Raw genomic sequence first — 23,254 nt, forward strand, 5'->3', positions numbered from 1 at the left:
TCATGATTTCCACTGGGCAGCCTTCCTTTTAACGGGCAACTTTTGTTAATACTCTTTCCACCGATGCCCGGTCGAATCGCTGTTTTTTAGTGACATCCAGTTGGACAATTTCGCCATTGTGTACTGTAATTGATAAGTTGCCGTAATCTATATTATTTAATTGTTTAATGATTTGTTTTAACACGTCTTCTTTTAATTTAGCCATACCACCACTTCTTTCTTTTTATTCTTATTGAAATACTAAGGATAAGGTCGAAAAAAATGAATCAGTTCCCAAAACGTGTAAAACTTCTTCCTGCTTAGATTATATGCCGGGAAAAGGAATGTTATCATCTGTAAGCATAGGGATCAATAATAACTTTGCCACTGTGTCAATGCACTTTTCAGGTGGCAACCCATGATCAAATCCGCCAGTTGCTCTTCCCTGCCAATTGGCCAATTATAATAACACCATGGCTAAATCTTCTTCATCTAAAGTGAATTATTACCTTATTTTTTTCTAATTAATGAACTTTCTTCCCCATTCACATTTTTCGGAGTATTTTTGGAAACCGTCACACGGCGGACGATGCGGCGTTCATCGTAATCGGCGACTGCATAATGCTGGGATGCCAGGTTATCCCAAATGACAAGATCCCCTTTTTGCCAATTCCAGCGAACTGTGTTTTCCGGGCGAGTCACATAGCTTTGCAAGATTTCATAAAGCGCCGCTGATTGTGACGTTGAATAACCTTCAAATTGGCGGACGAAATGACCAAGCAACAAATGTTTCTTGCCGTTTTCAGGATGCAAGATTACCACCGGATGGCGTGTTTCATATTCGATTCTCGCAAATACACTCCGATGTTTTTCAATATACTCTCTTGCTTTTTCTTTTGATTGGTTTACATATGCTAAAGCAGCATAGTCGAATTTATTGGAATGGATTGCCCATAATTTTTCCGCCAATTCTTGCAATTCTTCAGGCAAATCAGTATAGGCCGTATGGGTATTCGCCCAGATCGTATCTCCGCCCACGGATGGAATTTCCACACCGCGCAAGATGGAATAACGGGGCACTTCAGGAACGAATGTTACATCTGTATGCCAAGAGTTGGCTTTCCCCCCATATTGGGAATCCAACTCAAGAATTGCTGCTGTGTTTTCCTTCACCGGCACTGTTGGATGGGCGAACAATTCACCAAAACGTTTTGCAAACTCCTCATGTGTAGCATCATCCAAATGTTCTTGACCACGGAAGAATAGCACCAAATGCTCACTTAAAGCTTCCTTGATTTGTGATAAAGTCTCCCCATCAATATCCGGCGTCAACTTCACCCTATGCACCTCTGCCCCGATGCGGCCCGCTTTTTTCACGATTTCAATTTTTGATTTTGTTGCCATCAAAATCACCCTCCGTTTTTATATTATTATTCTTATAAGATAACTTGGTTTATAAATAATAATTAACTTATTACCAAAATTTTAGAATGAATCCATCATGCCCTTCATCTGCATCCAAAAGTTTTGCTTCAAGCAAACATTCTGAAAAGCGACGATGGAAAGCAAAAGAGGTTTAACAATTTCAGCATCATAATCCGCTAAAATGTTAAACCTCTTTTGGAAAAGTCGGTTCGAATATTTGGTTGATAACAATTTACAATCCTGAGAAACATTTGTCAATAGTTTTCCGATAAAAAAACTTTGTTTTTTTATTTTGTTTCCAATTCTAAACCCAACCATTCGGCATTTGACAAACCCTCATTTGGTTTATGATGCAATTTTCCTGTTTATTGGAGAAGCACTTTATACTCAGGATACGGCTGATTAGAAAATTCAGGGCAACAGTGTTATATGTGGACGAGCGATAATATGATAGTAAAAAAAGTAGAAAGGGGATTGTGTTGAGGCAAAGTGAAATTGGAGGTTTTATTCTCCGGCTTGTATTGGGGGCCACTTTCATCATGCACGGTTTGGCAAAATGGCAGGAAGGGATTCCGACGGTGGCGGAACGATTTGCCAACTACAATTTGCCGTATGCAGAACTATTGGCTTACGGCGTAACCGGTCTTGAAACGATCGGCGGAATCTTTCTCATCATCGGGTTTTCCATTCGCTTTTTCGCATTTCTTTTTGTACTGCTTATGGCGGGGGCCATTGCAACCGTGAAATATGACGCCGGTTTCCTTCATGGATATGAATTGGATGTCGCTTTGATGGCCATGGCCGCTTATCTTCTGTTTGCCAGCAATCGTTTCCTTGCCCTTGACAACTTCATCGTGGAAGAGAAAAAGAAAAAAAATAAATGAAAAAAAGGTAGAACACGAGCTCGCGCCACTATGTTCTACCTTTCATCCTTTATTTTTTAGTCACCAATTCAAGTTCAACCGGTACAAACTCTTCCACTTTTTCACCGTTCAAATATTTCACGGCCGTTTCAATGGCAGTTTTCCCAATTTCTTCAGGTTTTTGGGCAACACTTGCAGCCATTTTTCCTTCATCAATTTTCTTCAATGCGTCATCTGTCGCATCAAAGCCGATGACAACAATCTCTTTGCCGGCAGCTGAAATCGCTTCAAGGGCACCTAAAGCCATTTCATCATTTTGAGCAAATACCGCTTCAATATCAGGATGGGCTTGTAGCATGTTTTCCATTACAGATAATCCTTCGCTGCGGTTAAAGTTGGCTGGCTGGCTTGAAACAAGATCCACTTTTCCTTCCACCACTTTAAGGAAACCTTCTCCGCGGTCACGGGCAGCAGATGAACCTGGAACGCCTTCAAGCATTGCCACTTTGGCACCTTCACCTACCAATTCCAACAAATATTCCCCTGCAAGTTTGCCGCCTTCCACATTGTCAGAGGCGATGTGGGCAACCACTTCACCGCTGTCTGCTGAACGGTCCACCGTAATGACCGGAATTCCTGCGGCATTGGCAGATTCCACGGCAGATCCAACCGCAGAAGAGTCTACCGGGTTGATTAATAATAAATCAATGCCTTGCTGGATTAAGTCTTCCACGTCGGAAGCCTGTTTGGACGCATCATCTTGCGCATCGACAACCACTAAATCCACGCCTTTTTCTTTGCTGACCGCTTTTGCACCATCGCTAAGAGTGACGAAGAATGGGTTATTTAATGTGGAAATGGAAAAACCAATTTTGTAAGAACCTTCTTCTTTTGTTCCTTTTGCCGCATCATCCTTTTTTTCCAATGAAGAATCCATCGAACAGGCGGATAACACTAGCATTGCAATCACAATGAAAAATAAAAGCTTCATGTTTTTCATCATAAACACTCCTTTTTAGTCTTTTTTTCGGTCTAAAAGTACTGCGAGCAGTATGACGATCCCTTTTACGACTTGTTGCCAGAAAGAAGATACGCCAATCAAGTTCATACCATTATTGAGAACCCCAATAATCAATGCACCGATTAACGTGCCGAAAATCCAACCTTTCCCGCCATTCAGGCTTGTCCCGCCTAATACAACGGCCGCAATGGCATCCAATTCATAGGACTCGCCCGCCGTTGGTTGAGCAGAATTCAAGCGGGAAGTTAAAATTAATGCGGATAACGCAGCAAGGAATCCGGAAATGGCATACACTGCGATTTTCACTCTGTCGGCATTAATGCCGGATAATTTTGCCGCTTCTTCATTTCCGCCAACCGCATAGACCCGGCGGCCAAATGTCGTTTTGTGCAAAATGAAAGCGAGAATGGCGAAAGAAACGATAGTTGTGATCACCGGAATAGGGACACCTAAGAAATAGCCTTTCCCAAATAATTGAAATGATGCATGGTCTCCCAAACCGGAAATCGGTTTACCGTTTGTATATACAAGCGTCAATCCCCGGTAAATTGTCATTGTTGCCAAAGTCGCAATAAATGGGGCCACTTTTCCTTTTGTAATAATCACCCCGTTGAAAGCTCCCAACACAAGTCCAAGGATTAACGCAACCGCCATGGAAACGATTGGGTCCGTTCCGCCTGCCAATAAACTGGCGGCAACAGCCCCCGTCAATGCAAGCGTGGAACCTACGGATAAATCGATTCCCCCTGTGAGAATGACAAAGGTCATCCCAAAGGCGATGATGGCACTGATGGAAACTTGTCTCAACACGTTAAAAATATTGGAAATCGTTAAAAAACTGGGATTCATGATGCTTACGACGATAATTAAAAGAATTAAACCGATTAACGGTCCCAGTTTCGATATCATTTCTTTTGACGACTTAGTCAACTTGCTCACCTCCAGTAGCAAAATGCATAATTCTTTCCTGGGTCATTTCTTCTTTTGAAACTTGGCCCGTTATTTTCCCTTCATGCATGACAAGGACACGGTCCGCCATGCCAATGATTTCCGGCAATTCGGATGAAATCATTAAAATCGCTACACCAGCCTGTGCCAGATCATTAATAATCTGGTAAATCTCTTTTTTCGCACCGATATCGACGCCGCGGGTCGGCTCGTCCAAAATCAATACTTCCGGCTCAGTGCCAAGCCACTTCGCAAGCACAACCTTCTGTTGATTTCCTCCACTTAACGATTTCGCACTTTGCTTTGGACTGGAAGTGCGGATTTTCAACTGTTGAATATATTGGTTGACAAGGGAAGTCTCCTTCTCTTTGTTCACCACACCTGAAGAAGATACTTTTTTCAGGTTGGCAAGGGACACATTTTCCTGGATGGAAAAATCAAGAACCAATCCTTTTGTTTTTCGGTCCTCGGTCACATAGCCGATTTTGTGTTTCATTGCATCAATCGGCGTTTTAATGGAAACTTTTTTTCCATCAATCAAAATGTCGCCACCGTGGGCTCTTCTGTAGCCGAAAATGGTTTCAGCCACTTCGGTTCTTCCAGCGCCCATCAGTCCTGCCATACCGACCACTTCGCCTTTGCGGACGTTGAATGAAACATTTTCAAACAAACCTTTGACCGTCAAGTTTTGAACTTCCAGCTTAACGTCGCCAATTTCCGCTTTTCGTTCAGGGAACCGTTCCCCAAGTTCCCTTCCAACCATCATGGCCACAATTTCATCAAAGTTTGTCTCCGGTATATTCCGTTCCCCTACATATTGACCATCCCGCAAAATCGTGATCCGGTCACAGATGGAGAAAATTTCTTCCATTCGATGGGAAATATAAACGAAGGAAATTCCTTTGGCTTTTAATTCCCGAATGGTTTCAAACAATGTTCGGATTTCCCGATCCGTCAAAGCGGCAGTCGGTTCGTCCATGATGATATACTTGGCATTGCTTGCAATCGCTTTTGCAATTTCTATGATTTGTTGCTTCCCAACGGAAAGATCTCCGGCCATCGTTTTCGGATGGATATCCAAACCCAATTTGGCAAGCAATTCCTGGGCTTCCTGATCCATTTCTTTATTTTTCAAAATCCCAAACCCGAATGTTTTTTCTTTCCCCAAAAACAGGTTTTCTGCAACAGTCAAATCAGGCAATATATTTAATTCCTGATGGATGATGACAATTCCATGTTTTTCTGCATCCTTTGGGGATTTAAAGTGCACCGGTTGTCCATCCACCTTGATTTCACCAGCATCATTTGAATGGATGCCGCCCAAAATTTTCATTAATGTCGATTTGCCGGCACCGTTTTCACCCATCAACGCATGGATTTCGCCATCTTTTAAATTAAACTGAACATTTTTTAATACGGCATTGCCGTTAAACGCTTTTGAAATGCCTGTCATTTCAATCATTTCATCACCTACTTTTGGAAGGAATCAATTAAAAAATCACACCGCATTGCAAAATGACATTGGCATAAGGCGTCGTTTCGCCAGTGCGTATGATGAATTTCGCTTTTTCTGTCAACCGTTTGAATTCCTCATGGGGAACATAAGAAATATTTGGAAGTGCTTTCATTAATTCATTTGAAAGCCCTCTATTCTCCGTTTGGATTTCATCCGCAAGTACCGCACTTTCGACCACCAAATCATCAAGCACTACTTCCAAGATGGAAAGGAAACCCGGTTCCCCCAATTTATAAGATAAATCGATGCAAGGCACGCCATCCGGTATCGGCAAACCGCAATCGGCGATGACGATCCGGTCGGTATGTCCCAATTTGGCAAACCGGCCGGCCAATTCTCTATTTAAAATTCCATGTTTTTTCAACGTTCATGTCCTCCTAAGCGTGCTAATACTTCATCCAACTTTGGCATGCCGCCTTGGGCCCCAAACTTTTCCACGGAAAGGGATGCGGCAATATTGGCAAATTGTACCGCTTCTTCGATGGTATTTCCGCTGCAAATCGCATGGGCAAAAGCGCCATTGAACGTATCCCCTGCTCCCGTTGTATCAACGGCATCCGTTTTATATCCGGAGATTCGCACAATTTTTTTGCCATCGTAAAATGCCGCGCCTTCACTGCCCAATGTGACAATGATTTTATTCGGATGCTCTTTTAATACCGTTTCCCAATCGGCACCAAAGATGAATTCACATTCTGTTTCATTGGGTGTCAAATAAGTGATTTGATCCATCCATTCTTTCCTGAAGTTTTTCGCTGGCGCCGGATTCAACAAAACGGGGATGTGCTTTTCCTGACAAATTGTCAACACATGTTCAATCGTTTCTACCGGAATTTCCAATTGCATCATCACCAGTTGACTTTCCAGAATGTGATGAATATGTTCATCAATGATTTCTTTGCTTAAATCATAATTCGCCCCAGGTATGACGATGATGCGATTATCGCGATTATGTAACAAGATATTGGCAATTCCGGTTGAATTCGTTGTTGTTACCACTCCGGACACATCGACTTTTTCATTTTTCAGATTGTCGTAAAGTTCTTTCCCGAAACTGTCATTTCCAACTGCTCCAATCATGCGTACCCGGCTGCCCAGTCTTGCTGCCGCAACGGCCTGGTTTGCCCCTTTGCCGCCTGGAATTGTTGAAAACCGTTTCCCTTGCACCGTTTCACCTTGTCTTGGGAAAATATCCGTTTCGACAGCTAAATCCATATTGATGCTTCCGACTACAGTTATCATTGTTTGAACTCCTTTCGGGTCGTTTCACGCACAACCAATTCCGGATTAATCAAAATATTTTTTTCCTCCAAGCTTTTTCCTTCAATTTCATTGATCAGCAATTCTGTTGCTGTTTCCCCCAATTGGTAAATTTTTTGTGCCACCGTTGTTAAACTCGGCGTAGTATAATTTCCAAGCTGTATGCCGTCAAAACCAATGATTTGCAATTCATCCGGCACTTTTTTCCCCAATTTTTCGCAGGCTTTCAGCGCACCGATCGCCGAAACATCACTGCTCCCAAAAATTCCATCGACGCTAGGATGTTTCTGCAAAAATTCATATGTTATGTTTTCTGCATCATGCAATTCATAAGGACTATCGACAACATGTATTTTTATATTTTTTCCCTCAACGGCTTTTAAAAAACCTTCCAGCCTTTCTTCGGATGAAGTCAATTGATTCGGCCCTTTTAAAATGAGCAGTTCAGATGCTCCGCACTCCAGCATAAAACGGCCCGCCAATTCGGCCCCAAGCTTATTGTTTGTCGTTACAGATGGAATATCCGTTTTTGGGGCACGGTCCAATGCAACAATCGGAATATCCGTTTCCCTGCTGATTCCTTCATCGGTGGAAGTGATGATGATGCCTGCCACATATTCTTGTGTCAGCACTTTCAAATAATGTTTTTCTTTTAAAGGGTCTTCATCCGAATTGCATAATATGACGGTATAGCCGAATCGGTAAGCGGTATCTTCAACCGCGCGGGCAAGTTCCGGGAAGAATGGGTTTTTGATATCCGGAATGATTAATCCCATCAAATTTGATTTTTTGGTTGAAAGTGTCCGCGCCACATTATTTGGGACGAAATTCAACTCTTTGATTGCCCGCTCGATCGCTTCTTTTGATTTTTTTCCGACATACCCATTTTGGTTGATGTATCTGGAAACAGTTGCAACAGAAACATTGGCCCTTCTTGCTACATCATGGATTGTTGCCATCTAATCACCCGCCGCAAATTGTGGTACCGGTTACACATTTGGGCTAATGAAATATGTAATCGGTTACATATTCTTACTCCGAAAAAATGTGTAATCGGTTACACATTACTAATAGTATTTCTTTCATTCAAGTGGTGAAATAATCTTTTATAGTATGTCACTTTTCATCCATTTAGGCTATACCAATTATGACAGTTCACAAAATGTTCAATATTTTGTAACGAAATGGCAATTTTTCAATCGAATCATTTACACTGATGCCGCGGATGGGACATTTTTTCTTCAACAATTTAATTTCAGGAGTTGCCCGAATTAAATAAAGCGAATTGGAGAACAAGATGTTCTCCCAATTCGCTTTCCCATATTAAAACAGCCCGATGGCATTTCCTTTTTCATCAACGTCCATATTTAGTGCTGCAGGTGTTTTTGGCAAACCTGGCATGGTCATAATCTCACCTGTCAAACAAACTAAGAACCCTGCCCCCAATTTCGGGATGATTTCTCTCACAGTAATCGCAAATTCTTTTGGACGGCCAAGCAATTTTGGGTTGTCCGTTAGTGAATATTGGGTTTTTGCCATGCAGATTGGCAGGTGAACCCAACCATTTTCCTCAATCACTTTCAACTGCTTTTTCGCTTGATCGGTAAATACGACACCCGTACCGCCGTATACTTTTTGAACAATCGTTGCAATCTTTTGTTCCACGGAATCGGATAAATCGTATAACGGAGCATATTGTTTTGGTTCATCCAACACCTCAAGCACCTGTTTGGCAAGGTCGATTCCACCTTTTCCGCCTTCTTCCCATACATTCGTTCTTGCCATCCGGACATGATTTCTTTTTGCCCATTCCAAAAGTGCCTGAATTTCTTCCTCCGTATCTGTGATAAAGCGGTTTACAGCTACAATCGGTTCAATGCCGAAATTTCTCACCGTTTCCACATGACGTTCCAGGTTTGAAATTCCTTGCAATAGAGCGGAAACATTTCCCTTTGTTAACTCCGCCTTTTCCACCCCGCCATGCATTTTTAATGCGCGGATGGTTGTCACAATGACTACCGCATCAGGATGGAAATTGCCTATTCTCGCTTTGATGTCCATGAATTTTTCGGCACCCAAATCCGCCCCAAAACCGGCTTCCGTGACCACGATATCCGCAAGTTTGCGTGCCGTTTGTGTTGCAATGAGGGAATTGCAGCCGTGGGCGATGTTTGCAAAAGGGCCGCCATGAACAAGGGCAGGTGTCCCTTCGATCGTTTGCACGATATTTGGATTGAATGCTTCTTTCAAAATGAGGGTCAATGCCCCTTCAATGCCCAAATCTTTCACATAAACGGGCTTTCGGTCATAGGTGTATCCGATCAAAATATTGGATAAACGTTCTTTTAAATCTTCAAGGCTTGTTGCCAAACAAAACACTGCCATAATCTCGGAGGCGACGGTAATATCAAAGCCATCTTCCCTTGGCACACCTTGGGCCGGCCCTCCAAGCCCAACCACCACTTTTCTAAGGGCACGGTCATTCATGTCCAAAACCCGTTTCCAAATGATCCGTCTTGGGTCAATGTTCAATTGATTGCCTTGGTGGATATGGTTATCAATAATGGCTGCAATCAGATTATTGGCCGTTGTAATCGCATGGAAGTCTCCATTGAAATGCAGATTGATTTGTTCCATCGGGAGCACTTGGGCATAACCGCCGCCGGTTGCCCCGCCTTTCAATCCGAAAACGGGACCTAATGATGGTTCGCGAAGGGCTACCACAACTTTTTGATTTAATTGTTTTAAAGCATCGGCTAGCCCTATCGTAACGGTCGTTTTCCCTTCTCCGGCCGGCGTCGGATTGGTTGCTGTAACCAGCACCACTTTTCCATTCGGCTCCCCTGGGATTTTATTCGGATCGATTTTTCCTTTATAGCGTCCATATTGCTCAAGGGCATCTTCAGGAATATTTGCGCTTTTTGCAATTTCCGTTATCGGTTTTATTTCTGCGTTGTAAGCAATTTCTAAGTCGGTTAAAGGTTTCGTGATTGTCATACTAATTCCTCTTTCTGATCGATGATAATAATGCGAATTTTCTTTTGGTTATTGTCGGACATCATCAGTGATTCTTTATGATTCCTTTTTACTACGAACATTATTATTTGCACCAGCATATGTTTTATGATGCTGATCTGTTTTGAAACATCCAAGCACCATTATACTATTATTCCAGAAAAATGCCCCATAAGTATATCAAATTTCCTCAATTGGCAATATTCAATATGTATTTATAAACTTCCAAAAAATAGGGCTGCCATTTGAGACAGCCCAATGATTATTCGGGATGAAAATTTGTTTTTCAAATCATGTTTATTTTCTTTTGCAAATAGATGTTTTCGAATTCTTCAATCGGACATGGTCTGCCGAAATAATATCCTTGTATATAGCGGCAATTTTCATTTAACAGGAAATTTAATTCCTCTTCCGTTTCCACCCCTTCCGCAATCACTTCCAAGTTTAACTGGTGTGCCACTTTGATCATCGCTGATGTGATACTTGCATTTTCCGGATGGTTGGATATATTGCGGATAAAGGTTTGATCAATTTTTACACCATCGATTTTAAAAGTTTTTAAATAATTAAATGAAGAATAACCCGACCCAAAATCATCAATGAAAACCCGCACGCCCATTTCTTTTAATTCCTTTAATGTTTTTTGTACAACTGCCTCGTTGCGCATGATGGAGTTTTCAGTTATTTCGATTTCCAGCCACTTTCCTTCCAATTCAAATCGGTTTAATAACTCTCGGATGCTTTCGGCGAAGTCTTGTTGAATAAAACGTTTGGACGTGATGTTTACACTGATGGGAATGAGCGAAAATCCCTCGTTTCTCCAGGATGCTAACTGTTCACATACCCTTTTCATCATCCAATCGCCAATGGAATCGATCAAGCCCGTTTCTTCCGCAATCGGAATAAATTGACCCGGCGGTAATAAACCGTATTTCGGATGATTCCAGCGAATCAATGATTCCGCTCCGACAATCTTCCTGTTTTTTGCATCCACCCTCGGTTGGAAATAAGCCACCAACTCATCATTCATAATGGCTTTTCTTAAATCCCTCTCCAATATAAATGATTTATAATGAGCCTTGTTCATCGAACGATCAAAGACTTGATACATATTCCGGCCAAGTTCTTTTGCCTTGTAAAGTGCAATATCCACACTTTTCATCAACTTCGTCACATCCGTATCATTGGATGGAAAAACGATTCCGATACTTGCGGTTACGAATAATTCAAACCCCTGCACATAAAAAGGCTGCTTTAAACTGTCCAAAATATTTTGGGCAGTTTCAGTCACTTCCTCTTCCGATTCTATATTCGGACAGAGTATCATAAATTCGTCCCCACCCATCCGGGCTACAAAAAATATGTCTTTATGAAGATTCTGTTGGAACCTTTCCGCAATTTGCTGCAGCAGTTCATCGCCCACAAAATGCCCCAACGTATCATTGATAAATTTAAAGCGGTCCAAATCCAACGATAAAATTGCAAACTTTTGATTGTTTTCTTTCGCCAGTTTCAAAGTTTCCTGAATTTGTTTTCCCATCCAACGGCGATTATATAACCCGGTTAATTCATCATGATGGGCCAAATAGGCGTTCTGTTCTTGCACAAGCTTTTGTTCTGTAATATCTTTGCCGATTGAATAGACTCCTTCGATTTCATTATCCACCACGATTGGCACCAAAGTGACATTTAAAAATCTCCGTTGTCCGTTATTTTTCACTTCATGTTCAAAAAATTGCACTTCTCCCCGGATCGCTTTGTTAAAATACTCCGCAATTATCGGCCGATCTTCTTCTACGGTGGCTTCAATCAACCCCAATTTTCCGAACATATCTTCCTTTACGCCGATCAACTCCATCGTTTTCGGGTTCATATCGACGATAATCCCGTCTTTATTGATGGTCGTAATATATTCATGGCTATAATGGATTAAAGATTGATAGCGTTCTTCATTCACTTTCAGCTGCTTCTGTACATCACGAAATTCCGAAAAATCATAAATTGTGCCAAACACTTCCATAACCGCACCGTTATGTATAATTGGATCTAAATCCACGTAAATCAGCTTGCCATTCAACTCCAATTCAAAGTTTACTTTCTCCCCTTCAAAGGCTTTTATGTACATTGTATGCTTCAGTTCAGCAATGTCTGGTTCAAATACTTCAAAAGGTGTTTTCATTAATATCCGCTCTGTATTTCCCCCCAATTCAACCATTAATCTTCCTTCTGACATGGTATATTTCATTGAACCATCCTGCTCTTTTCGCACTTTGAAAAAACCATATTGGAGATTTTGCAATGTTCGAATAAAATTCGATTTCCCTTTTGATTCAAGCTGCTTTATTTCAGTAATATCCGTATGGAATCCAATCATATACTTCAGTTTCCCTTTGTCGTCTTTAAAAGGCACAATAATAGTGGAAGTCCAAAAGATGCTGTCATCCTTTGTTTTATGCTGCATTTCACCCCTCCAGGTGCGGCCGGATTTCACCGTTTCCCATATCTCGTCGAAAAGGTGCTTTGATTCAAATCCGGCATGAAAAGTTCGGACATTTAGCCCAATAATTTCATTTTGATCATATTTTAAGCGCTTACAATATTCTTCATTTGCATAAAGGATTGTGCCATCCCGGCTGATAATGGTCATATCAGCCCATTGATTCATGGCATATAGAAGAGGAGCCAAAATTTTATAAAATGCATCCATATCCGTAATTTTTTGTAAATCTAAAGCGGTAGAGAATTGCTGAATAAACGTTTTTGCCAAACCCAAATTATCTTTTTCCATATTTGCCATAGATCTCACCTTTATATCTCAGATTGCTGCATGAACATAACTTTATCTATATTATATTAATATACACTAATATATTGTATAAATTTTTTGACAATAGGTTAATCTATTTTTTATCAAAATTTTTTAAAAAAATCCTTTATCCGGTTTCGATCGCATCAAACGATCAAAACCGAATAAAGGATTCCAATGCCTATTGATCCGAATGGAGATGGCCTGCATCCCATTTTCCTCAAGGCTTCAAAAAAGCGGACCAGAGAGAGTTTTTCTTCTCCCAATCCGCTATCACGTCATTCAATCCTCCTGAATCGGTACATATCCCACTTTTTCAATCAATTTTTGACCTTGAGGAGATAAAACCCAATCAATCAATTTTTGCACATTTGGATTATCCGTTCCCGCGGTAACAATATAAAATTCTCCGGTAATCGGATACTCTCCGCTGCGGATCGTTTCTTTTGTCGGTGGCACTCCGTCAACGGACAATAACTTGATTTCCTTATTCCCCACCATTTCTTGTGAATAATATCGAAACGTATAACCGATGGCGTTTTCAAAATTTCGGTATTGGGCGACCTCATTGATGATTTCTCCCATTCCGCTGGCGACATTTTCCCTTGGCGGGTCCATGATCGGCGTATCCCCCATTAGCGACTGTAACGCCGTTTGGGATCCGCTGTCTTCCGGCCGTTGGTAAGCACGAATCGGCTCATTTTTTCCTCCAACTTCTTTCCAGTTGGTAATTTTTCCTGAATAGATATCTTTTATCTCTTGCAGTGTCAGCCCATCCACTTCATTTTTTTGATTTACGAAAAAGACAAAAGCTTCTTTTCCAATAGGGGTCAATTGCAATTCGACACCTTTTGCTTTCGCCCGTTGCAGTTGATTTTTGGATGGTTCATTGACAAAAATCAAATCCACTTTTCCGTTGATCAGATTTTCATAAGCTTCCGGCGTCGTATTAACCATCACTTCACTGTTATAAGGATCGTAAGTTTTCTTTGGATACGTCGCTTGGGCTATGGCGGAATACAAAGGATACAATGCCGTTGCTCCATCCATGACCGGCAACGGTTCCGTCAACTGAAGGGATGCTTCCTCATCCAAAGAGACCACTTTCGAATCTTCCTCGAAAGGCATATATTCAAATATATCCACTTCTGATGAAACGGTTGGAATGCTGTCTATATATTTTTCGTAAATCGGCCATACAGAACCGGCCGCAAGGGCAACAAAAGAAATCCCGATAAACCACAGAACCCTTTTCTTTGTTTTGAAAAAGCGGAACAAAAAGGCCAAAAAGAGCAAATAAAGAATAAGGGCTGATATGATCATGAATGGGATCCACTCAAAGTTTCCTATCAACAATGCCATAAAAACACCGGCAAAAGTGAAAAAACCTAGTACGATCAAAACAAGAATTGAAGCAAAAATATTGGTTATCATAAAAAATACCTCCTATAAGAAGATATTTCTTCATCTAGGAGGCATTTTCCTTTAATTGATTTAACGAACAAATAAATATTTTCCTTTCTCCAATACCACTTGCTTTTCTTCTTTTGCACCGCCGATTGTCACTTCGGCGATTTCATTTTTCCGGCCCAAATTGAAGCTGAAATGGCAATTTGGCGCTTTCAGTTTTATGTATGCCGGCGTGCTTTCCACGATTTCATGCTGAAATAAATCGGCCCACTCTTCCGCCCACTTTAAATCAGTGACCGTAAAAGAGATTTCCTTGATTGATACTTCACCGATCGGATGTTTTTGAATAGTTCCATTCTTTGCTAAATCATTGTAACGTTCCTCGTCGGAACCATCCCACTGGATGAGAAAGGGAAATTCAAAAGGTGAATCTTTTTTTCCGAAATGCAATAATTTCCAAGTCAGTACGCTTCCATCCGGCCGAACCCTTGAAAAAGAATCCGGCCCAATTACTTCATATCCTCTTTCCCGCAATTTTACCGCGTCTTCTTCGATGGAATTTGTTCTTAAAGCAATCCGCGTAAGTCCATCCTGTTCGTTCCGTTTTTTGTATGACGCATGCAGAGTGAAAGGAATTTCCGCAGATTGTTCCAACAGTTCTTTATCAAAAACGCCAATAAATTCGATGTAGGATAACCCGAAATAACAGAGGGCATTATACGTTCCCCACATTTCATGCTTTCCGCCTTCCCCCGTATGAAGGCCAAGCTCTCTCGTTTTTTCCGCCATGGATTTTGGCTCTTTAACAAAATGAACAATATGATCAAGCCAATACATATTCATCCCCCATTAAACTTCAGATGTTGCCGCAATTTCGCCAATATCGGTCAATGATGCATCCCAATCTTTTCCGACATCCACCCAATCTTTGGCGTATGAATATTCAAACAACTCATCACATGTTAATTCAATCGCCGAATTGATGCTGCCGCACGCAGGGAACACCGTTGAAAAACGCTTTAACGAAACATCCAAATAGACATCCAAATCATGGGCCAACCCAAAAGGACAAACTCCCCCGATTACATGCCCTGTGAAATGTTCCACTTCTTCCGCGCTCAACATTTTCGCTTTTACGCCAAATGTGGATTTGAATTTTTTATTATCAATTTTTGCATCGCCTGCTGCCACGACGAGAAAAGCATTGCCTTCCTTATCTTTGAATGACAACGTTTTGGCAATCCTTGCAGGAATAACGTTCAATGCGGCCGCAGCCTGGTCCACCGTTGCACTGATTTGATCATATTCCAATATATCTTGTTCACGGTTAAACTTTTTCAAATGTTCTTTGACACTTTGAAGTGACATGCCACCCATCCTCCAATCCCTATTAAACATATTTAAATGATTTATTGTTGGATAAAATAAAAGACTAGTGGGACTAGTCTTCCAATATCATTAAATTTTATACTTTTTCAGCCAAAATTTCCATTAATTTTCTTGCCGTTTGTTCTTTTCCTTGAACTTCAATGAGGTCCCCATCGGAAGGGACGATATAATGCTGGACATCGCCGTATAAGGATTGGGAACTATTTGCCACCATGAAGTCCGCTTGGGATTCTTTCATCCGCAGTTTTGCCCGTTGTATCAAATAGCCGACATCCTCCGTTGCTTCCAGTTTAAAACCGACCAAGAGCACTTCCGGATCCCAGCCTTTAATTTTCCCTAAAATTTTAGGTGCTTTTTTAAAATGGATGATCGGAGGTTCATCGGAAGGCATTTTTCCTTTTTCCGTTAATAAATTCCCGCTTTGATCATAAACCTTGTCCACAATCCAATCAGAACCTGCTGCTGCCATAATCACGATATCGATTTTTTCCTTTTGGAGAATTTCTTTCATTTTTTCCCCTAAATCTTCAATACCTTCAAAACATACTAAACGCATCGATTCTTTATGTTCAGGAAGCTTTGTGAAATAGCCGTGCAAATAGATCACATCCGCTCCCATGGAATATGCCGTTTCAGCCAAAAAGCAGCCCATCGTTCCTTTTGAAAGATTGGTATGTCCGCGGACCCGATCCCATTTTTCGAGGGTTCCTCCGCTTGTAATGAGCACTTTTTTTCCATTCAATGTCTTCACAGCTATCACCTATCATTTTATCTGTCGTTATAGCTTAAGTTTACTGAACTTTATATCAATTTTCATTATTAAAATCGAAAATTTTCTATTTTAAAAAACAATTTCACCAAAAGAATCAATGATAATTAAAAAGCAGCCCCTGTTCGGAAGCTGCTCAGCTATGGTAACCAACCGTGTAAATTAATGCCCACGCAATATGCTTTAGTAGAAATCCACTGTATCATATCCGCGAGTATTAATATTACATTGATAATGGTATCATTATTTTATCAAAAAATCAAACAGAAAAGGTACTAAAGTTCTATTTTAATCTTTCTCTTGCATTTTCAATAACTCGTTTCCCAAAAATTTTAATTGCTCCCCCACACTGCATTGTTCTATACAAAAGCGGTGGGCTCCCGCTTTTCCCCGGGTCTGCCGCAATTCTTTTTTGATGGGACAATCTATACAAAAGGTATCAATCAATTCATCTATATCTTTAATCACTGCACTCTTGTTCACAAAACCCGTTCCCCCTTTTATTAGTTTCTATATTTTACTATCGGGATTTTTTATTTGTCAAAGCACTTTTCATCATTTCTTCATGATAAATATGAATTATTGCGCAATAAAACAATCCATGCAAAGTATTTCACAAAATGCCGATTCAATACCCGAAATAAAAAGGGGAATAATAAAACAGAAGTCCCAAATGGATGACCATTGGAACTTCTGCAAAGAAGAGCTTATTTAGATAATGGAACCCGCCATTCCGTTTGAAGCGGAATCACTTCCCTTTCAGCGATGAGGTGAAGCGTCAATTCATCCGGTATGTTTTGATCCAACAGCCTATATACAATAAAATCTTCACGACTAACCATCTGGTGGTTTTATCTGCTCGTTTTCAATTAATTACTAGAAAAGTTTTTTGTGTAAGGAATCCGTTTATCATCTATAAAGATTCTCATGTCCTTCACATTCTATCGTTTATCTTCAATAATACTTAAGTGCCAAAAATTACTTGACGGTCACACCTGTCTTTATCTTGTAATTTTCAAGGTAAGCCCGAAATATAGGAGATAAATAAAAAATGCGCACCCTTCTGGTACGCACAACGAATAGCCCTACAATCCCAAGTTTTTTCGGATTGAGGGCTATTTTGCTATTGCACATGATTCACGAATGGTTTTCGACCATGGCAAATAGCGATCTAATATTTTTGGCTGTTGATGGATTGGTAAACTTGGGAGTTCCGACAATACTTTCACTAAGTATTGATAAAAATCAATGCCATTCGCTTTTGCCGTTTCAGCCAAGCTTAAACAGATGGCATTTGCATCAGCTCCCGATTCACTGACCGAAAACAGCCAATTTTTACGTCCAATGACATTTGGGCGAATCGCATTTTCAGCTGGGTTGTTATCCATTTCAATGCGCCCATCATACAGAAAAGCTTTTAAACCTTCGGCGTGCTTCAATGTATACTCCGCAGCTTTGGCAAGGGCATTCTTCCCATAGAAAGGAGATTCTTCAATCCATTTGAAAAATGCCTCGACAATAGGTTTGGACTCTTTTTGTCTAGCTTTTCTCCGTTCGCTCGGCCGAAGTTTCTTAAATTTCCGTTCTAGGCGGTAAAGTCGATCACAATAATCGACACCAATCCGTCCATTTTTACTTTCGGCTTTTAACCAGTATCGACGAACATGAGCCCAGCAGTTGGCAAAATGAATATTTGGCACATCATGGTATGCAGAATATCCATCGCAGATAATCGTCCCTTTAAAGCCTTTCATAAAGTCAGTCAAAATTTCCCGACTTCGGGATAATGCACTATGGAACAGAACAATTGCCGGTCCTTGGGAAGCACGCTACGGAACACCCAGTTGTAAGCTTTAGATTGAGCTGGCTTTCCATCTGAGCGGTTCAATACTTGGGCATAGGTTTCATCGACATGAAGAATTGATTTTTTCATGAGGGTTTCTTTCATTCGATTATATAATGGAAGAAGCCCATGTTTTTGTTAAGCTAAAAATGAGCCGCCAACGCAATTGAAATGAGAGCCACTTTATATCAAAATAGTCCTAACTGTAAATAGTTAGGAGGATATAGAGGTGATTAGTTTGGAGAAAAAGCAATTAGTACTGATTGGTAAGCGCCAAATATCCCACACCTTCTAACCCTTTTGATGTTTTGTGATAATGAGATCAACATCAAAAGTTAGGAGGTTTTTATTTTTATGTCCCCAGATGAACGAAAACAATTGTGGCAACAACGAATTGAATCTTATCGATCTAGTGGAGAGTCAAGTGTAAAAGCTTGGTGCAAACAAAATCAAGTAGGTCACCAAAGTATGTATAAATGGATGAAAAGACTAGAGTTAGAGACAACTGAAACTTCACGGACTTCCCCTCAATGGCTAACTGTTGAAGTATCCCATCCGTTGGATGAAAAAAACTCCCCGCTCATCGTTAACATTGGGGAATTTTCCATCGAAGTAAAAGAAGGTTTCAATCCACTCCTTTTCAACGAAGTGGTTCAGGTGCTGAAAACACATGTTAAGTAAAACACCCATTCAACATGTTTATTTAGCAGCGGGGGCAACGGATTTACGCAAGTCGATTGATGGATTAGCAGCCATTATTCAAATGAGCTTTCAGTTAAATCCTTTCTCTTCTAATCTCTTTGTTTTCTGTAATCGGAAACGAGATAAATTGAAAATTCTCCATTGGGATCACAATGGGTTTTGGTTGTACTATCGTCGTTTAGAGAAAGGGGTCTTTCAATGGCCTGATGAAAGAACTCCCGGCCCTTTGTGCATCACTCCCCGCCAATTCAGTTGGTTGCTCGATGGTCTTTCATTTGAACAAAAACAAGCACATGAACAAGTATCAGCTAAAATCATGGTTTAAAAGGAATTTGACATTGACCTGTCAATTCCTTTCCTTTATTCTTTAACTTATGAACAAACACAAACAAACCAATGAATCAACAATTGAAGAACTGCAAGCGAGAAATGCGGAACTCAAAAAACAAAATGAAGCCTTACAGGCTAAAATCAAATGGTTGGAAGAACAATTCCGCCTTAGCCAACATAAAAAATTTGGGGCTTCCAGTGAAAAAACGAATCCGGATCAACTCGAACTTCCTCTTTTTAATGAAGCTGAAATCACAGCGGATACAGAAGTGGAAGAACCTACACTTGAAACCATTACTTATAAACGGAAGAAGTCTGTAGGACAACGCGATGCGAAACTAGAGAACTTGCCGACGGAAACGATTCACTATCGTTTAGCCGAAGAAGAGCAGGTTTGTTTGTGTTGCGGTGGAACCGTACACGAAATGAGTACGGAAATACGAAGAGAAATCAAGATTATTCCTGCTCAAGTAAAAGTCGTTGAGCATGTTCAACATATTTACAGTTGCCGTCAATGTGAACGGGAAGGAATCGAGACACCGATTGTCACAGCCAAAATGCCAACACCAATTTACCCAAAAAGTTTGGCATCTGCATCGGCTATGGCCTATATCATGAACCAAAAATACGTGGAAGGAATGCCTCTTTATCGTCAAGAAAAGCAGTTGGAACGATTCGGTGTGTATTTATCACGCCAAACGCTCGCCAACTGGATGATTTATGGTGCAACCAATTGGCTTTCCATTCTATATAAACGGATGCATGAGCTATTACTCGAAAACGATATTCTACATGCGGATGAAACTACACTTCAAGTTCTAGCAGAACCTGGACGAAAAGCGGATTCGAAGTCTTATATGTGGATGTATCGAACAGGACGAGACGTACCGCCAATCATCTTATATGATTATCAAACGACTCGTCACAGTAAACATCCGAAGGCTTTTCTAAAAGGATTTAAGGGATATCTGCATGTAGATGGATATGCAGGATATCATGAATTAAAGGATGTCGAACTGGTAGGGTGTTGGGCACATGCAAGGCGAAAATTCGATGAAGCACTGAAGGCATTACCAGCCAATGTGGATAAAACATCATCAACCGCTGCAGAAGGAATTCAATTCTGTAATCAATTATTCCAGATTGAAAGACAAATCAGTGAAAAATTTGAGAACTGTACTCCCGAACAGCGCAAAGAATACCGTCTTGAACACAGTAAACCTGTGTTAGACGCTTTTTTGGCATGGCTAAAAACAAAACGCCCTCAAGTTCCCCCAAAAAGCAAATTGGGAGAGGCAATTACATATTGTATAAATCAATGGAGTAAGCTCATAGTGTTTTTAGAAGATGGTCGACTTGAAATCGATAATAATCGTGCGGAACGATCGATTAAACCATTCGTGATGGGCCGGAAGGCATGGCTATTTGCACAATCGATGAAAGGTGCATCAGCCAGCGCTATTATTTATAGCATTGTCGAAACAGCTAAAGAGAATCAATTAAATCCATTGAACTACTTAACCTATCTTTTCGAACAATTACCATTGATAGATCACAATGATGTAGAAGCCATCGATCAACTCCTTCCTTGGTCGAAGACAATTCCAGAAGAATGTCGCGTACCAAATAAAACTAAATAGAGCATATAATAAACGCCCACGAAAAAACACGTGGGCGTTATTTTACGCTTACACTGATTGAGTACTATCAGCACAATATGAGCCAACGTCAAATTGCAGAAAAGCTCAAAATGTCTCGTAATACCGTAAAAAAATACATTGAGCAAGATCTAGTAGCTAGACAACAAGACACAAGGAATTTACCAATCACAGATAATTACGTTACGCCTCCAGCATATAAAAAGCGAAATGGAAAAAAGAGAGCTTTAACAAATACAGTGATGAAACGTATTCGCGAAATGATGAAACAGAACAAAAATAAGCGTGAAGTGAATATGCATAAGCAACAATTAAAGATTATTGATATACATGAAAAACTTTTAGACGAAGGTTTTAAAATTGGCTACACTACGGTTCGCAACTTCGTGAATCGTGAGGAAAAGAAGGAAAAAGAAGTCTTCATTCGTCAAGAGCCAACAGCTGGTCGTGAAATTGAGTTTGATTGGGGAGAAGTAAAATTATTCATTGACGGTAAGCTAAGAAGTCTTTCAATGGCTGTATTTACGTTAGCCTATAGTAATGATCGTTATGCCCGACTCTATGAATCGGAAACAATGGTTTGTGTACAGGATGCACACGTAAAATGTATTGAAGACTTGGGCTTCGTACCGAATGTTTTTACATACGACAATATGCGTACCGTCGTCAAAAACTTTATTGGTTACGACCGCTTTATTACCGACGGTATGAAAAGTTTATCTTTGCATTATCATTTTCAGATTCGACTTTGTCAGCCTCGTAAAGGCAATGAAAAAGGCCACGTAGAGCGAAGTGTAGAATATATACGCCGGAAAGCATTTGCGCACCGTGATACGTTTACTTCTTTAGAAGAGGCACAGGAATATTTAGTTTCGATCATCGAAAAATTTAATCAACGTCCTCATTATTTGAAGGAGAAAACACATCATGAATTGATGTTGGAAGAAAAAGCTGAACGTGCTGGTAGCTTAACAGCTGCACCATTCGATCCGGCAGAATTAGTAGAACTACGTGTGGACAAATATAGTACTGTTACCTATCGGCACAACCGATATTCTGTACCTGAGGGGCATGTAGGAGAATATATTAAGTTAAAAGCTCGTGCTGAGGAAGTGCTTCTGTTTAGTGAAGGTGAATGTATCGCAAAGCATAAACGAAGCTGGCAAGTGCATGTCTGGGTGATGAATATTTACCACTATTTAAACACGCTGCAAAAGAAAAAAGGTGCCTTAGCCCAAAGTGAATGTTTGAGCCAAGCACCAAAACAAATAAAAAATATCTACCAACGTTATTATATCGGAAATGAAAAAGATTTTCTAGAGCTGCTTGTTTATACCAAAGAACGAGATTGCCTAGCAAGAGTATTAGAAGTCATTACTGAACTAGAAAAGAACCCTTTGGTTCAACTAACAACTGAAAAAATCATTTTCTTAGCAGAAAAATCAGCGGAAGTACGTACTGTTCTAACTGGCCAAGATGATGTCGCCAGCCAATCCTTAGATAATCTCTCTTCATTAGCAGCGTTATTTCATTCTAAAGGAACAGGAGTGGTTCATTAATGGACAAGCAAAAAGAAATGATTGATATGTGCAAAGAATTACGTTTACCAAGTATTCGTTCTTTACTTGAACAGGAAGTCTTAGTTGAACAATATACATCACCAGCTGAGTTTCTTTATTTCGCTTTAAAACAAGAAATGGAGGATCGTTACGTACGAGCAAAAGCTAACCGAATTCGATTAGCCAATTTTCCAGAGAAAAAAACTGTTAGAAGAATTAGATGTAGAGGCACTGCCGCAAAATGCGGCGGTCCGCCTTCCTCATTTGAAAGAGCTAAAGTTTATTCAGGACAAGCAGAATGTGTTATTAATTGGCTCACCTGGTACTGGTAAAACCCATCTTGCGATTGGATTAGGAATCGAGGCCTGTTTAGCAGGCTATAAAGTGTATTTCACGAGTGTAGCCTCACTTGTGAATCAATTAAAGGAAAGCCGTTCCGCAAGAACGTTACGCTCGTTTGAATTGAAATTTGAAAAGTATGATTTAGTCATCATTGACGAACTTGGCTACATTTCGTTCGATAAAGAAGGAGCAGAGCTTCTGTTTACGCACTTATCGTTACGTGCCGGTCGAGCAGCAACGATTATTACAAGAAACCTCACATTTGAACGTTGGGAAGAGGTCTTCCATGATCCAGTTTTAACCTCAGCGTTAACCGATCGACTCACGCATCGTGCGCACATCATTAACATGATTGGTGAATCTTACCGAATTTTAGAAACGAAAGAATGGATGGAACAGAGCAACTTTTAGTGGCTCAC

25 protein-coding genes are annotated in these 23,254 nt (G+C 40.5%); 7 read left to right on the forward strand and 18 right to left on the reverse strand.

Going from position 1 to position 23,254, the window contains the following annotated elements; translation table 11 throughout:
* Nucleotides 1-28: 28 nt before the first annotated feature.
* Both NSS77_RS15835 and NSS77_RS15840 read right to left on the reverse strand, forming a co-directional pair.
* Complete coding sequence (locus NSS77_RS15835) at nt 29-205, reverse strand: YezD family protein (RefSeq protein WP_342469604.1); 177 nt, start codon at nt 203-205, stop codon at nt 29-31.
* A gap of 284 nt (nt 206-489) precedes the next feature.
* Nucleotides 490-1,383 (reverse strand): TauD/TfdA family dioxygenase, encoded by an 894-nt coding sequence (locus NSS77_RS15840; RefSeq protein ID WP_342469605.1) that lies wholly within the window; start codon nt 1,381-1,383, stop codon nt 490-492.
* 500 nt (nt 1,384-1,883) lie between these two features.
* Between NSS77_RS15840 and NSS77_RS15845 the strand changes: the two genes are divergently transcribed.
* Nucleotides 1,884-2,288 (forward strand): DoxX family protein, encoded by a 405-nt coding sequence (locus NSS77_RS15845; RefSeq protein WP_342469606.1) that lies wholly within the window; start codon nt 1,884-1,886, stop codon nt 2,286-2,288.
* A 49-nt stretch (nt 2,289-2,337) separates the two neighbouring features.
* Here the strand turns inward: NSS77_RS15845 and rbsB are convergent, their stop codons facing one another.
* The 16 genes from rbsB to NSS77_RS15925 form a co-directional block, all read right to left on the reverse strand.
* On the reverse strand, nt 2,338-3,267 hold the full coding sequence (gene rbsB / locus NSS77_RS15850; protein ID WP_342469607.1) for a ribose ABC transporter substrate-binding protein RbsB: 930 nt from the start codon (nt 3,265-3,267) through the stop codon (nt 2,338-2,340).
* Nucleotides 3,268-3,282: 15 nt separating this feature from the next.
* Nucleotides 3,283-4,197, reverse strand: coding sequence for a ribose ABC transporter permease (gene rbsC, locus NSS77_RS15855; RefSeq protein ID WP_342471309.1), 915 nt, complete (start codon nt 4,195-4,197; stop codon nt 3,283-3,285).
* A 13-nt stretch (nt 4,198-4,210) separates the two neighbouring features.
* Nucleotides 4,211-5,698 carry a sugar ABC transporter ATP-binding protein gene (locus tag NSS77_RS15860; protein WP_342469608.1) on the reverse strand — a complete coding sequence of 496 codons (1,488 nt, stop codon included), beginning with the start codon at nt 5,696-5,698 and terminating at the stop codon, nt 4,211-4,213.
* 28 nt (nt 5,699-5,726) lie between these two features.
* Complete coding sequence (gene rbsD, locus NSS77_RS15865) at nt 5,727-6,116, reverse strand: D-ribose pyranase (protein ID WP_342469609.1); 390 nt, start codon at nt 6,114-6,116, stop codon at nt 5,727-5,729.
* Nucleotides 6,113-6,994, reverse strand: coding sequence for a ribokinase (rbsK, locus tag NSS77_RS15870; protein ID WP_342469610.1), 882 nt, complete (start codon nt 6,992-6,994; stop codon nt 6,113-6,115). The genes rbsD and rbsK overlap by 4 nt, the downstream gene beginning before the upstream one ends.
* Nucleotides 6,991-7,971, reverse strand: a complete 981-nt coding sequence (locus NSS77_RS15875) for a LacI family DNA-binding transcriptional regulator (RefSeq protein WP_342469611.1) — start codon at nt 7,969-7,971, stop codon at nt 6,991-6,993. Before NSS77_RS15875 ends, rbsK begins: the two co-directional genes overlap by 4 nt.
* Before the next feature lie 364 nt (nt 7,972-8,335).
* Nucleotides 8,336-10,009 (reverse strand): formate--tetrahydrofolate ligase, encoded by a 1,674-nt coding sequence (locus tag NSS77_RS15880; protein ID WP_342469612.1) that lies wholly within the window; start codon nt 10,007-10,009, stop codon nt 8,336-8,338.
* A gap of 304 nt (nt 10,010-10,313) precedes the next feature.
* Complete coding sequence (locus NSS77_RS15885; protein WP_342469613.1) at nt 10,314-12,824, reverse strand: EAL domain-containing protein; 2,511 nt, start codon at nt 12,822-12,824, stop codon at nt 10,314-10,316.
* A 291-nt stretch (nt 12,825-13,115) separates the two neighbouring features.
* Nucleotides 13,116-14,267, reverse strand: a complete 1,152-nt coding sequence (locus NSS77_RS15890) for a PstS family phosphate ABC transporter substrate-binding protein (RefSeq protein ID WP_342469614.1) — start codon at nt 14,265-14,267, stop codon at nt 13,116-13,118.
* Between the two features lie 60 nt (nt 14,268-14,327).
* The gene (locus tag NSS77_RS15895) at nt 14,328-15,080 is read right to left on the reverse strand and encodes a VOC family protein (RefSeq protein WP_342469615.1); all 753 of its coding nucleotides are present in this window, start codon (nt 15,078-15,080) and stop codon (nt 14,328-14,330) included.
* A gap of 12 nt (nt 15,081-15,092) precedes the next feature.
* Nucleotides 15,093-15,611, reverse strand: coding sequence for a YbaK/EbsC family protein (locus NSS77_RS15900; protein ID WP_342469616.1), 519 nt, complete (start codon nt 15,609-15,611; stop codon nt 15,093-15,095).
* 97 nt (nt 15,612-15,708) lie between these two features.
* A complete protein-coding gene (locus tag NSS77_RS15905; RefSeq protein WP_342469617.1) occupies nt 15,709-16,383 on the reverse strand; it encodes a phosphopantothenoylcysteine decarboxylase in 675 nt (224 codons plus the stop codon).
* A 306-nt stretch (nt 16,384-16,689) separates the two neighbouring features.
* Nucleotides 16,690-16,884, reverse strand: coding sequence for a zinc-finger domain-containing protein (locus NSS77_RS15910; RefSeq protein WP_342469618.1), 195 nt, complete (start codon nt 16,882-16,884; stop codon nt 16,690-16,692).
* A gap of 224 nt (nt 16,885-17,108) precedes the next feature.
* The gene (locus NSS77_RS15915) at nt 17,109-17,243 is read right to left on the reverse strand and encodes a hypothetical protein (protein WP_342469619.1); all 135 of its coding nucleotides are present in this window, start codon (nt 17,241-17,243) and stop codon (nt 17,109-17,111) included.
* Between the two features lie 273 nt (nt 17,244-17,516).
* Nucleotides 17,517-18,167, reverse strand: a complete 651-nt coding sequence (locus tag NSS77_RS15920; protein ID WP_342469620.1) for an IS66 family transposase — start codon at nt 18,165-18,167, stop codon at nt 17,517-17,519.
* A complete protein-coding gene (locus tag NSS77_RS15925) occupies nt 18,164-18,349 on the reverse strand; it encodes a transposase (protein WP_342469621.1) in 186 nt (61 codons plus the stop codon). The genes NSS77_RS15920 and NSS77_RS15925 overlap by 4 nt, the downstream gene beginning before the upstream one ends.
* Nucleotides 18,350-18,598: 249 nt before the next feature.
* Here NSS77_RS15925 and NSS77_RS15930 point away from each other — a divergent pair, with 249 nt between their 5' ends.
* The 6 genes from NSS77_RS15930 to NSS77_RS15955 are packed head-to-tail and all read left to right on the forward strand — an operon-like array spanning nt 18,599 to nt 23,246.
* Entirely contained in the window at nt 18,599-18,925 is a 327-nt protein-coding gene (locus NSS77_RS15930) for a hypothetical protein (protein ID WP_096550474.1), read from the forward strand.
* A complete protein-coding gene (gene tnpB, locus NSS77_RS15935; RefSeq protein ID WP_141603366.1) occupies nt 18,915-19,271 on the forward strand; it encodes an IS66 family insertion sequence element accessory protein TnpB in 357 nt (118 codons plus the stop codon). Before NSS77_RS15930 ends, tnpB begins: the two co-directional genes overlap by 11 nt.
* Nucleotides 19,272-19,320: 49 nt before the next feature.
* A complete protein-coding gene (locus NSS77_RS15940) occupies nt 19,321-20,916 on the forward strand; it encodes an IS66 family transposase (RefSeq protein WP_342469277.1) in 1,596 nt (531 codons plus the stop codon).
* Between the two features lie 56 nt (nt 20,917-20,972).
* A complete protein-coding gene (istA, locus tag NSS77_RS15945) occupies nt 20,973-22,493 on the forward strand; it encodes an IS21 family transposase (RefSeq protein WP_342471310.1) in 1,521 nt (506 codons plus the stop codon).
* Nucleotides 22,493-22,825 (forward strand): hypothetical protein, encoded by a 333-nt coding sequence (locus NSS77_RS15950; protein ID WP_342469622.1) that lies wholly within the window; start codon nt 22,493-22,495, stop codon nt 22,823-22,825. The genes istA and NSS77_RS15950 overlap by 1 nt, the downstream gene beginning before the upstream one ends.
* Nucleotides 22,725-23,246, forward strand: a complete 522-nt coding sequence (locus tag NSS77_RS15955) for an ATP-binding protein (protein WP_342471311.1) — start codon at nt 22,725-22,727, stop codon at nt 23,244-23,246. The genes NSS77_RS15950 and NSS77_RS15955 overlap by 101 nt, the downstream gene beginning before the upstream one ends.
* Nucleotides 23,247-23,254: the final 8 nt, after the last annotated feature.

The sequence above is a fragment of the Ureibacillus sp. FSL K6-3587 genome (assembly GCF_038593165.1).
GTDB lineage: Bacteria > Bacillota > Bacilli > Bacillales_A > Planococcaceae > Ureibacillus > Ureibacillus suwonensis.